Annotated in this window: 7 protein-coding genes; all 7 read right to left on the bottom strand. The window is 70.4% G+C overall.

Features of this window, described 5'->3' with window-relative positions:
* Positions 1-10: 10 nt before the first annotated feature.
* Complete coding sequence (locus tag ACFPAH_RS11180) at positions 11-2,281, bottom strand: DUF535 family protein (RefSeq protein ID WP_379744755.1); 2,271 nt, start codon at positions 2,279-2,281, stop codon at positions 11-13.
* Between the two features lie 23 nt (positions 2,282-2,304).
* Complete coding sequence (locus ACFPAH_RS11185; protein ID WP_379744758.1) at positions 2,305-3,480, bottom strand: MraY family glycosyltransferase; 1,176 nt, start codon at positions 3,478-3,480, stop codon at positions 2,305-2,307.
* Positions 3,481-3,809: 329 nt separating this feature from the next.
* Complete coding sequence (locus tag ACFPAH_RS11190) at positions 3,810-5,066, bottom strand: hypothetical protein (protein ID WP_379744761.1); 1,257 nt, start codon at positions 5,064-5,066, stop codon at positions 3,810-3,812.
* Between the two features lie 8 nt (positions 5,067-5,074).
* Positions 5,075-7,330 (bottom strand): GNVR domain-containing protein, encoded by a 2,256-nt coding sequence (locus ACFPAH_RS11195; protein WP_379744764.1) that lies wholly within the window; start codon positions 7,328-7,330, stop codon positions 5,075-5,077.
* A gap of 51 nt (positions 7,331-7,381) precedes the next feature.
* Positions 7,382-8,332, bottom strand: a complete 951-nt coding sequence (locus tag ACFPAH_RS11200; protein WP_379744767.1) for a LysR family transcriptional regulator — start codon at positions 8,330-8,332, stop codon at positions 7,382-7,384.
* A gap of 241 nt (positions 8,333-8,573) precedes the next feature.
* Positions 8,574-10,133, bottom strand: a complete 1,560-nt coding sequence (locus tag ACFPAH_RS11205; protein WP_379744770.1) for a sensor domain-containing diguanylate cyclase — start codon at positions 10,131-10,133, stop codon at positions 8,574-8,576.
* A gap of 31 nt (positions 10,134-10,164) precedes the next feature.
* Positions 10,165-12,621: a putative bifunctional diguanylate cyclase/phosphodiesterase gene (locus ACFPAH_RS11210; RefSeq protein WP_379744773.1), complete on the bottom strand. Its 2,457-nt coding sequence runs from the start codon at positions 12,619-12,621 to the stop codon at positions 10,165-10,167.
* Between the last annotated feature and the right edge of the window lie 390 nt (positions 12,622-13,011).

Raw genomic sequence — 13,011 nt, forward strand, 5'->3', positions numbered from 1 at the left:
AAGTGCGTACTCAGCACATGGACGGTGGCGCCGCTGCATCGCCCTGGCGCAGGCGCCGGGCGACCGTGGTGGCAACGCTGCGCTTGAGGTCGCGTTTGCGGACCTCGCGGCTGCGATGCCGGGAAGGGAAAGCGCACAGCGGCCGCTCGGGCAGCTGCGCTGGAAATAGATAAAAGCCGTCGCCGGTGGCCGCCCCGCCCAGGCAGGTCCAGAAGCGGTCGTAGTCGAAGCGCACCTGGCCGGCAACTTTCGACAACTGGCGGGCGTTGCCGACGGCGACGATGGAGTCGGCCTGCAGGGCAGCCCCCAGCCCCTCGATCGCGGCGAGCAGAAGGTAGGGCGGCGGCGTGTTGGCGCAGGCGCGGGTGGCCTGCCGGATCAGCGCCAGCCGCCCGGCGCCGCCCTGCACGCAGGTGAGGAGCAGGGCGCGGGTGCCTGCGCCGGCGCCGATGTCGCCGCCGCGGGCCAGGGTGGCAGTGACGGTATAGATCGGCTGGCCGCCCACCCGCACCGTCAGCAGCAGCTCCCCTTCGAAGTCGTGGCGCGGGGCGCCGAGCGTGATCCCGACTGCCGGCGCCGCGTCCGGCAGTTGCCACAGGCCGACGCCCTCGGTGAGCAGCGTGCGCAGGAGAGGCGGCGGGAAAGCGCCGGCCAGGGCGGCATAGTGATAGGTCAGGATCGCCAGCCGGCGCGGAGTGTCGAGCCCGACGGCGAGGTAGTTGTGGTGCAGGTACTTGAACAGGGTCCTGGGCCGGCGCCGCACCAGCCCGGCCAGGCCCGGCTGCGCCATCACGCGCGCCAGCCGGGTGTGGCCGCGCAGGTAGCGCAGGACGTAGGCGGCGCGCAGGCTGTGCAGGAATTTGCGCAGAAGGGCCCGCAGAGGCGGACGCGGAGGCGGCGCGGTTCCGGCGCGGGCTTGCGCGCCCATGTCCGCCGCGAGCCGGCGGTTGGCGGCATGCGCGAACGGCAGCGACACCAGCAGCACCGGCAGCAGGTAGCCGGCCGCGGCCCCGAGCGCGCCATGGCGCGGCACCAGGATCGCCAGCAGGGCAGGCGTCGCCAGGGCGGCCAGCAGCGCGGGCGCCAGCAGCGGCTCGCGCTCCTGGGCCCGGGCGAAGGCGGCGATCGTCAGCGCATACTGCTGCAGCACCGCCGCCGCCAGCAGCACCAGCAGCGTGGCCGTCGACGGGATGCGCGTGCCCAGCTTCGGTTCGGCCAGCACCAGCAGGCCGACCAGCGCCAGCGCCGCGGCCCCGGCCAGCAGCGCGACCGCCGCCGCGCTCTGCTTGGTCGCGCGAAACAGCCGGCGCAACTCCGGGAAACGCCGCTCGGCGGTGAGCATCGCTATCTGCGGCACTTTGCAGTTGAGCCACACGCTCATGAAGCCGGCCACCGCCTGCGCGATCGACATGCCCAGCCCGAAGCGGCCCGCGGCTTCAGCGCCCTGGTAGTAATAGACCGCCGGATTGAACAGGCTGGCCACGGCGAAGCTGCTCAGCACGGTCGCGGCGTATTTTCGCTGGAAGGGCCAGACCTCGCGCCGCCAGTTCAAGGCCGGCGCGCCGGCGGGTGCGCTGCCCCCCAGCCGGGCCAGGTCGGCCAGCAGCGGCCCGTAGCGCAGGGCGTAGAGCAGCGCCGGCACGCACAAGGCAAGGGCGCAGGATGCGGCCATGCCGTACAGGGCTCCGCCGCCGGCGACCACGGCCCACAGTCCGAGCGTGCCCGCGACCAGGCCGGCCAGGCGCACCTGGGCCACCGCGCTGACCTGGCCCAGCCCCTCGAGCACGCCTTCCACGCTCAGCAGCACCAGGCGCAGCGAGGTGAACAGCGTTACCAGCGCCCAGGGCAGCAGCCATTCCTCGCGCGCCACGCGGGTATCGTTGCCGAACAACCAGATTCCAAGACAGAGGGAGAACACCAGGAACAGCGCGGCCAGCACGGCGACCTGGCGCGCCGCCTGCGCGGCCAGCAGCGCCAGGCGCAGTTTCGCCGGCCCGTCGGCGACGCGCGCCGGCCCGCGCGGCCCCGCTTCGACGGCGGCGCGGGTACGCGCGGCCCATTGGGTGACGCTGAACGAGACGCCGAGGTCGAACACCGCGTGCAGGCCGAGCAGCGTGAGGAAGGTGAAGTACAGGCCTTGTTGTTCGCTAGAAAAAAAGTGGACGATCAACAGCATCGTCAACACGTTCGAACCGAGCATCCAGACGCGGTTGACGAGCGTGTAGGCGACGGCGCGGTCGATCCGTGCCCGCTGCAGCAGTCGGCGCGCAATCGTTTGCATGGCGTCGGGCGGCGCGGCCGGGGTCAGACGATGCGCGTGCGTACCGTACGCACCGCGCGCACCCTGCGGCGCAGCGGACGCATGACCAGCGCCGGGTAGTACCAGCGGCCGCGCAGCAGGCGCACATACACCGCCACATAGGCCAGCGCGTGCAGGCCCAGCAGCAGCCCGGCCGCCGGCCCCGCCGCGCCCAGCGCGACGGCCGCGATGGCCCACGCCGATTGCCAGGGCGCGAGCGCCCAGTTGACGGCGGCGTTGCGCAGCCAGGGCCGCCGGTCGTCGCGCGCAAGCAGGCGGCAGATGCCGCGCCGGTAGATGAGCATGTGCAGGTGCAGCCGGTCGGGCATGGTCGGGCTCATCCCGCGCAACACCTTCTTGCGGAACATGCTGTACAACACCTCGATCACCGGGTAGGCGCAGATCGCCAGCACCTGCCACGGGCTGATGTCCGGCTGCCGCCAGACCAGCAGCACGGCCAGCTCCGCGCACCAGAAGCCGAGGAAATAGGCGCCGCCGTCGCCCATGAAGAGCATGCCGAGCGGGTAGTTCACGAGGAGGAAGCCGAGCGTGGCGCCCATGCCCAGCAGCGCCAGTTCGAGCACCAGCGCGTCGCCGCTGCGCCAGCTGAGGAAGGCGATCCCGGAGAGGATGACGATCACGGTACTGCCGGCGATCCCGTGGAAGCCGTCGATGATGTTGACGGCGTTGGTGATGCCGGCCACCGCGACCGCGGTCAGGAGCACCGCCAGCGGCGCGAACGCAAGCAGCTCGTCGACGAAGGGCAGGCCGATCCGCGCCAGCACCGCATCGAGCGAGCACCAGGCCAGCAGTGCGCTCGCCAGCGTCAGGCCGAGCCGCATGCGCACCGATACCCGCCTGGTCAGGTCCTCGACCAGGCCGATGGCAAACACCGGCAGCGACGAGCCGATCAGGGCTGCGACGCTGGCGCCCGTTGCTGCCGCCGCGGCGCCGCCCGGCCCCAGGTGCACCCAGGCGGCCGCGCTGGCGACGCCCAGCACCAGCGCCGCGCCGCCGATGCGCGGGACCGGGATCTTGTGGAATTTCTGCTTGCCGGTCAGGTTGGCGTCGAGACTGAGCGCGCCGTGCCAGCGCTGCGTCAGGACGATCAGGATGCACACGGCGAGGCTGACCAGGGCCGCGACGACAAAGGCGGCCACCAGCGTGGTCCAGTTGAACATTGGCCTATCCCCTTTGGAAGGAAACCGGAGGCGCGGATGGGCGGTCGCTCAGGGTGCAGGGCCGTGCGCCTTGCAATCCAATGTACCGGGCGGGCGCGGATAAAAAAATTCGCAGTTTCTGATCGGTCGGGCGGCTGGGGCCGGTCTCATCGAGCCGCTTTATGGGCCGCCGCCGGCGCCGGCGAAGGCGCAATGGCGCTGATGGATAGCGGGCAAGGCGGGACGGCAAACGGGGACGGCAAACGGGGACGGCAAACGGAGACGGCAATCCGGGCGCGCGACAACGGGACGGCCCGCCGGCCGGGGCGGGCGCGGCGACGGGGCGGGGCTCAGGACGCGGGGTGGCGGCGGCCGGCCTGCCTGGCGTCGATGGCCGTGGCGATCAGCCCGACCGCGAGCAGGCCGGAGAGTTGCCACTTCGGCGCCAGGAACAGCGCGTTGGCCAGCAGCGTGTAGACGATGGCGACCTGGACGGTGTCGAGCGCATACCGGCGCAGGCGCCGCGCCGCCTGGGCGAACAGGAGCACGACCCAGAGCGCGCCGCCCGCGGTGCCGAGGTCGAGAAAGGCCACCCCGATCGCCGAGAACGGCTGCGTCACCCATCCTTCGCCCGGCAGGCTGCGCGCGCGCAGGCCCGCGGCAAGGGACTGGCCCCAGCCGGCATTCGAATCGTGCGGAAAGAATGCGAAGGCCGGGGCATCGACGAAGGCCGCATAGTTCGACAGGGTGCGCCACGAGTGGAAGCGCTGCACCGAGTCCGGGATGAACGACAGGTCGAGGGTGCCGTAAGTAAGGAGCGAATAGCCGAACAACATCGCGGCAAGCGCGAACAGCACCGCCGCCAGCCCGAGGGCCGCATCGGCGCGGTTGCGCCGCGCGGGCCTGCCGCTGGCCAGGTTGAGGCAGCGCAGGAACAGGTAGACCAGCCCGAACAGCAGCGCCTGCTGGAGGCTGGTGCCGGCCCGGATCAGGAGCAGTGCGCCCAGCAACAGCAGTGTCGTCGCACTCCACAGGCGCGCGGCAAAAAAGAAATGGATCATCGCCGCGGCGAACAGCATTTCGGCGGCGAACGAGGGCTCCATCGACAGCCCGGTCGCGCGCGCGAAGGGCGCGCCGAAGGTCAGGTAGCCGTCGATGAAGGGCGCGAACAGGGTGTTCGACAGCCCGGGCAGCAGGGCTTGCACCAGGCAGGCGGCGAAGATGGCCCGGATCGCCGCGCGCGCGAACAGTTCGGTATCGAGCCGGATGCGCTCGGTGCTCAGCAGCGCGAACGGCATCAGGAGCACGATGAGCGAAATGAGCAGGTTGGTGTGCGCGCTGAAGCCGTGCAGCGCGAGCACGGCGGTGGCGGCGGCCGCCGCCGGCAGCAGGCGCGCCGGGTTGGACCACAACAGGAAGGGGGCGAGCGTGCGCAGCGAGTGGGTGGCGGTGCCCGACATCGGTATCGAGAGTTCCTGCAGCAGGTACAGGGCCGTCCAGAACCAGGTGCGCGCCCGCGCCGGCTGCCTCGCGTTCGGTGTGGCGTCCGATGCCGCGGCCGCCGCCGCGCCCTGCGCTGGATCGGGGAGCGGCTGCGCGCGTTCCACGGCGGGCCTCAGGCGCGGGCCGTGCCGGCGCCGATGCGGCCGGCGGCCGCGGGGCCGGCGCGCCAGGCCGGCGTGCGCGCGACGTTGAGGATCACGCCGGCCACATGGGCGCCGGCCATGCGCAGCTGGCGCGTGCTCTCCTCGATCTCGGCGCCGCTGGTGACGCGGCTGCGCGCGACGTTCAGCGTGAGCGCCGCCAGCGCGGCTACGGCCAGGGTGTCCGCCGCCGCCAGCACCGGCGCGGTGTCGAGCAGCACATAGTCGTAGGCGGGCGCGAGCGAGCGCAGCAGTTCGCGCATGGCATCGCGGGCGAGCAGCTCGGCGGGGTCGCGCGGCAGCGCGCCCGCCGGGATCAGGTCGACGCCCGGCGCCACCTGGGCGCGGACGATGCCGGCCGACGCGGCGCTGCCGGCCAGGTACTCGGCCAGGCCCGGCCCGTGCGCGTCCGGGAAGGCGTGGCGCAGCCCGCCCGTGCGCAGGTCGGCGTCGATCAGCAGCACCCGCTTGCCGGCCGCCCCCAGCACGGCCGCCAGGTTGGCGGCCACGAACGACTTGCCGACACCGGCCGCCGGCCCGGTAATGGCGACCACATGCTCTGCCCCGGCGAGGGCCCTGTGCAGCAGCGGGCGCAGGCGGCGCAGTGCCTCGACCGCGCCGTCCTGCGGCAAGGCCAGCTGCAGCAGCCGCGGAGGGCAAGGCGGCGCCGCGGCGGCGAGGATGGCGGCGCAGGGCGCGCCGAGCTTGCGCTGGGCCGCGCTGTGGGGGATCGCGGCCGCCACCGCCAGCCCGAGCTGCCGTTCGAGTTCGCCCGGCTGGTCGACCCGCCATTCCCAGCGCCGGCGCATGCCGGCGACAAGCGAGGACAGCAGCAAACCGAGTCCGGCCGCGGCGCCGGCCGCCAGCGCGGCGCGCGGCGGGAGCGGGCTGGCCGGGATGTCGGCCGGGTCCAGCAGGCGCGCATTGCCGGCGCGGTTGGCCGCCGACAGGCGCAGCTGCTGCGCGCTGGCCAGGGCAGCGGTATAGACCTCGGTGCTGACCTTGACGTCGCGGCCCAGCCGCACGATCTCCTGCTCGACTTGCGGGAGGCGCTTGATGCGCGCGTTCAGCGCGGCCGCCTCGCGCTCGAGGGCGGCGATCTGCTCGTTGGCGGTCACCATCATCGGATGATCGTCGGCGAAGCGCCCGGACAGCTCGGTGCGCTTCTGGGTCAGGTCCAGCAGCCGTGCCTGCGCCGTGCCGGCCTGCTGCAGCAGCGTCCTCGCTTCCTCGCCCAGGTCGATCGAGCCGAGCTGCTTGCGCATCCGGTTGTAGCCTGATTCCGCCGCCTCGACGCCTTGCTCGAGCGCGGGCAGCTGGCGTTCGACGAAGGCCAGTGCCTTGCCGGCGCCGGCCGAACGGCGCTCCTCGTTCTGGCGGATGTACTGGCGCCCGATTTCGTTGAGGATCAGGGCCAGCCGCTCGGGGTCCTTGCCCTTGAGCCGGACGCCGATGACGCCCGATTGCTTGCCTTGCTCCGCGATGTCGAGGTCGCGCTGGAGCTGCTCGATGCTGTCGAGGCGCGCGATGCGGCGCAGCACGAAGCGCGCGCCCGGCCGCGCGACCAGCTTATCGACGGTCAGTGCGATCTCGCCGCGGGCGGTGACCCAGCGTGCCGGCTGGCCGGCTTGGCCCGCCAGGCGCAGCCCGGCTGCGTAATTCACCAGCAGGTAAGCGGAGCCGCGGCCGGCGACCAGTTCGAAAGGGCTGTCGAACAGGCCGGGCGGGACCTCGAAGCGGCTGACGCCGAGCCGCTCGGCGCCCCAGACGTAACCGGCCAGCTCGGGCAATACCGGCTCGGACAGGCCCGCGTTGCGCGCGGCGAGCCAGTGGCCGGCCAGCGGCAGGTAGCGCGGGCGCGCGTCGATGAACAGGCGCAGGCTGTCCACCGCGCGCGCGACCACGAAACGCGAGCGCAGCACCTCGATCTCGCGCGCCGTCGCCGCGAGCAGGTCGCCGGCTGGCGTCATCTCGCCCAGCAGCCGGTCCGTGGGCGCCGGCACGTCGTCCACCTGGACCAGCATGCTGGCCTGGTATTCGGGGGCGGCCAACTGGCTGTACAGGTAGCCGAGCAGGGCGCACAGGCAGGTGGCCAGGGCGATGAACGCCTTGTGGCTGCGCATGACGGCGGCGTATTTCCAGAAGGGATAGGGGTGCGCAGTGCCGTGGCTGGCGTCGTCGTAAGGCAGCGGTGCCGAGCGTGGCGCGCGAAGCATGGGTTCGTTCATGGTGTCGCCCGATTCGATAAAAGGAGCTGGCCTGCAAGGGAGGGCGGCAGGTCAGCCCGGGGTGGAGGCTGCGCCGACGGCGGCGAGCAGGACCGATTTGAGCCGGGCCACCTCGTCGGCGGGCGGCTTGGCCGCCAGGCAGGCGAGATAGAAGCGGCAGGTGCGCGGCGGGTAGCCGGCCAGCGGCAGCAGCGCGAGGCGGCCGGCCGCGAGCGCCTCCCTGACCTGGTGCCCCGGCAGCCAGCCATACCCGATCCCTTCGGCCACTGCCTTCTCGGCGGTCTCGAGGCTGCCGACCTGCCAGCGCTGCGGCGCCGGCTGCGCGCCGTCGCCCTCGATGCCGATCTCGACGGCGTGCCGAAGATCGGCGTCCGACAAGGGCCGGCCAAGCTTGAACAAGGGGTGCGCCGGATGCGCCACCGGCAGGTACTCGGATTCGACCAGGACGTCGCCCTCCAGCCCGGGCGCGAGGTGGCCCACGATCCCGAGCGCCGCCTCGCGCTTGAGCAGCAGCTGCTGGACGGCTTCGTCCTTTCCCTCGGTCAGCAGGACGGTGGCGCCGGGCGTGCCACCGGAGTAGCTGTGGATCGCGCCGATCAGCAAGCGGGTCGGAAAATCGTCGGCCACGGCGAGCCGCACCTCGGGACGCCAGCTGGCGCGCAGCTCCCGGGCAATCGCCTCGACCTGGGCCGCCTGCAGCAGCAGCGGTTCGACGTGGGACAGCAACTGCTGGCCGATCGCGGTGATGCGCGCGCGCCGTCCCTCGGTGCGCAGCAGCGAGATGCCGAGCCGCTCCTCGATCTTGGCGATCGTGTAGCTGATCGCAGGCTGGCTGATGTGCAGGACCTCGGCGGCCCGCGCGAACCCGTCGTTGCGCACGACGGCCAGCAGGGTATTCCACTCCTTGAGGCTGATGTGGCCGTGCGGCAGGCGGTTGGCCGCCTCCGGCCGCCGTGCGGCGCCTGCCTTGCCTTCGTCGAGGGTGCGGTGCGGTGTTTCCATCTGTTTTCCCGGGTCGTGAGCTGTCAGGCGACAGGGTGCAGCGGCTGTCGCCGGAAGGAGGTAATCAATACTGACGCGATGAACCGTGGCAGGCGGCGCTCCGATAAACTGGTTTGTTATCGACAAGCTAATGCACGGATACATACGCCGCCTTGATCGCCGCACGACTTATGCGCCTGGTTGACCTATCTCAAGCGAAAGATTGCGCCTCAGCAGTATCCGCCAGGAAAATTACGGTTGGTCAATTTGGAGAGTGCGCCCCGGTCGGCGCCGCGATCGCGCAAGCGACACGGTTTCTTCCGGCGGCCTTGGCCGCGTAGAGCGCGCCATCGGCGCAATTGAGCAATGTGTCCCGCGCGTCGGCCGCACCCGTGGGGGCGATGCAGGACACGCCGATGCTGAGCGAAACCTGACCGCCCGGCGCCGTGTCATGCGCCAGGCGGCGCGCCTGCAGTTCCGCACGGATGCTCTCGGCCACCACGGCGGCTTCGGCCATGCCGGTCGCCGGCAGCAGGACGATGAACTCTTCGCCGCCGAAGCGCCCGGCGACGGCGCGCGGCCGCACCGCGCCGCGCCGGACACATTGGCCCACTTCGACCAGGGCGGCGTCGCCGGCAAGGTGACCATGGCTGTCGTTATAGCGCTTGAAATGGTCGACGTCGATCATCAGGGCCGCAAGCGTCGTGCCTTGCTCCCGCGCCCGCGCGATTTCCCGCTCGAGGGCGGACTCGACATAGCGCCTGTTGAACAGGCCGGTGAGCGGATCCACCTGCGACTGCGCCAGCAGCGAGGCGTTCGACCGCTCCAGGGCCGTCTTGGTCTCGACCAGGTCGCGCTCGAGGCCGTGGCATAGCCGGTTCTGGCGCATCAGGTAGGTCCCCAGGGCTCCCAGGCAGCACACCAGCGCGAACAGCACCGTGCCGGCCGCCAGGGCCGACTCGCGCCATGGCGCCAGCACCTCCTCCTTCGATCGGGCCAATGCGAGCAGGACGGGGTAATCGCCCACCTGTTTTATTCCATAGACCAGTGCGTGGCCGCGCTCGGAAACCTTGACCAGGCCGCCGTTCGGCAGTGTCCCGGCCAGGGCCGAAAACGGGGACGACGATCGCAGATCCGCGCCGATCTCCGCCTGGCGGAAGGGGACGGACAGCAGCTGGACGCCGTTCTCGAGCGCGAGGATCAGCTTGCCATCGCGCCGCAGCCTGATTTGTTCGTAGGTCTTGCGGAAGGAGTCGATCTTGATGGTCGCCAGGACGACCCCGGCAAAGCGGCCATCGGCATGTTCCAGGCGGCGCGAGACCGGAATCACCCAGGCGCCGCTGGTGCGTCCGATAATCGGCGGACCGATGTGCACACCCCGGTCCGGGGAGCCGCGGTGGTGGACGAAGTATTCCCGGTCGGCGTTGTTGCGCCCGTTGAAGGACAGACCGGCCGAGTTGACGATCCAGGTCCCCGCCGCGTCGTACACGAACAAACCTTGCAGTCCGGGGAGTTCGGCCAGGTGAGCAAGCATCAGCCGGTGCAAGGCATCCTTGTCCGAGCGCACGAGCCCTTCGTGTTCGATACGCTCGACCATACCGACCAGGACGGTGTCGGCCGTCTTGAACGCGGCGCCGGCCTGGTCGGCCAGCGCGTGCGTGAGGTTGAGCGTCGAGATGTCGGCATTCGACAACTGGAGCTGCCGCAACTGCCAGCTGCTCCAGCCGTATGCGGCCAGCAAGGCGGCGCCGGCGATGAGCAGGATACCCAAGGCGCCTGCCTGGATCTTGCGGCGCCTGGCGCTCAGCTGGGAGCCGCTCATGTCGCTGTCGCTCCTGCTGGCCTCGGCCCCCTCAAGCATCGAGCAGCCCTTGCAGGGCATGGACGAAGTCCTGGCTGGCCAGCTGGCACGACGGCGCCCCCGTGCCCGGGCATTCCGTTCGGCCGAGCTGTGCCAGCAAGGCATCGCGGCAGGCGACGGCGTCGCGGACCAGCCGCGGGCCGCGCCGGCCTTGCCCGCTGCGCAGGCCGAGCCACTCATCGAAAGCCTGCGCGCCGGCTGGGGTGCCGCCTGCCGCAAGAGGGCGCGGGCAAGGCGCATCGCCCAGCCGCGCATGCCAGGCTCGCTGTTCCACCAGCGCCCTCAGGAGCAGGATGTCGTCGCGGTCCAGCGGAGTGCGCGCCGCGACCGCGGCCGGCAGGCGCCAGCCGGCCAGCCAGGGCGCGAGCGCATCGCCGGGCATCGGGCGGGCGATACCATAGCCCTGGGCCAGCATGCAGCCGAGTTGGACCAGCATGGCGGCATGGTCGGCGCTCTCTACCCCTTCCGCCACCACTTCGCGCCTGCATGCGGCAGCCATGCCGATCACCCCTTCGAGAATGGCGAGATCGTCGGGGTCCTGCAGCATGTCGCGCACGAAACCCTGGTCGATCTTGATGCGCCCGGCCGGCAGTTGTTTCAGATAGCGCAGGGAAGAGTAACCCGTGCCGAAATCGTCCAGGGCAAATCCGACCCCGAGCTCCGCGCATTGCCCGATCAGGCTCGATACGTGGCCCACGTCTTCCAGGGCGCTGCTTTCAAGCACTTCGAGCTTGATCCGGCGCGGTTTCACGCGCGGGTGGGCGGCGAGCAGTTCACGCACATGCCCGACGAAGTCCTTGCGGCGCAGCTGGGCTGCGCTCATGTTCACGCTGACGGCGATGTCCAGCCCCGCATCGAGCCAACGTTCGTGCTGGCGGAACGCCTCTTCGAGTACCCAGTTCTCGAGCGCGAGCATGAGCGGATGCCCCTCGAGGGCCGGGAGGAAACTGCCCGGAGGAAGGCAGCCGCGGGTGGGATGGTTCCAGCGGATCAATGCCTCCACCGAATTGAGCAGACCGCTGCCGAGATGGACGATCGGCTGGTAGTGCAGGGTGAATTCGCGCCTGGCCAGGGCCCGTTCGAGCGCATCGATTTCCTCGGCGCGCTCGACCATCACGCGGTAACCCAGGCTGTCGAAGGTACAGAAGCGGTTCTTGCCCCCCAGCTTGGCGTCGTACATGGCCTGGTCCGCCTGCCTGATCAGCTGGTCGGCATCGATCTGTTCGCCCGGCGGATAGAAGGCCAGGCCCGCGCTCGCGCTCACGCGCGCCAGCGCCGCGCCGACCCGGGCCGGTTGGGCGATCGCCTGCAACAGCCGCGCCACCATCGGCTGGCAGGCAGAGAGCGAGTCGACGCCGTCGAACACGACCACGAATTCGTCGCCGCCGAGGCGGCAGATGGTATCGCTTTCGCGTACCGCGTCCCGGATCCGGCGCGCCAGCGTGATCAGGAGCTCGTCGCCGCATGCGGGCCCGTGCCTGTCGTTGATGTGCTTGAAGTCGTCCAGGTCGAGGGAGGCGACGGCGACGCCGCCGCCGTTGCGGCGCGAGCGCCCCATGGCCTGCTGCAGGCGGTCGGCCAGCAGGCGGCGGTTCGCCAGGCCGGTGAGCGGATCGTAGTAGGTAATGTGCTCGAGATGCTCGGCCTGGCTTTTCTGGCGCGTGATGTCGGCGAATATCCCGACATGATGGGACAGCACGCCGTTCTCGTCGCAGATCGCCGTGATGGTCAGGCGCTCCAGGTAGAGCTCACCGGACTTGCGGCGGTTCCATACCTCTCCGCTCCAGCTGCCCGTTTGCCCGACGCTGCGCCACATGTCGGCGTAGAACTCCTTGCCCTGCCTGCCCGAGCTGAGCAGGCGCGGATTCCTCCCGAGGACCTCTGCACGCCCATAGCCGGTAATCGCTTCGAAGGCGCGGTTGACATCGACGATGCTGCCATCGTCCAGGGTGATGATGATGCCTTCCCCGGCGCTGGCGAACACGCCGGCAGCGAGCCGTTGCCGCACGTTCGCCAGTTTCCGCTCGGAGATGTCGAACAGGGTGCCCACGGTGCCGCTCACGGCACCCGTGCCGTCGTAGTGCCGGCGCGCGAATACTTCGACCCAGCGAGTTTCGCCGTCGGGCCGCAGGCAGCGGATCTCGTGGCGGCAGGACTCGCGCCGGCCAAGCATCAGCTGCTCGAGCAGGTACTGGCCCCGGGCCCTGTCGTCGGGATGCACGTGCGCGAAGCAGCTGCTGCCCAGCGTCGTCTCGATGCTGCGGCTGCTCAGCGCTTCCCAGGCCCGGTTCAGGAAGGTCCAGCGACCCCCGCAATCGGTCCGGAACACCACCTGCCTGAGCTCGTTCAGGATGGATGAGGTATCGGTTGCCGGTGTCAGCGACAGGCGCTCGGCGGGGGGAAGGCAAGGTACAGGAAGGGCAGGTGCGGGAATCGAATCGACAAACATGGAAAGTGTTGCACCGGCGGCCGGCAAGGAAGAGACAAGCGATTGTTTCCAGGTTTGCTGCCAGCCGATGGCATGGGCTGATCAGTGCGGCACGATACAACGAGCCCATGACAAAAAGGTTGATGTAAATCAAGAATTGTCGCATTCGGACGCTGTCGTCCGAATGCGCCTGGCGCGTCTGCGCAGGGTGTCACGGGTGCGTGTCGCTCAACCCGAGCACGGTATCGACCTAGCCGTCGGCAAACCCGGTGCGCTTGCCGCTTGTTTCCAGCTTTGAAAGCCAGAAAGTGCCTGTTCAAGCATGAGGTCGCGGACAGCGCCTTGCGCTTTCTTAGCGCCTGTCAATGCCCGGCCTAGACGGCATGGGAGCATGCATCTTTGCCTTCAGCA

Source organism: Massilia sp. GCM10023247 (assembly GCF_042653325.1).
GTDB lineage: Bacteria > Pseudomonadota > Gammaproteobacteria > Burkholderiales > Burkholderiaceae_D > Telluria.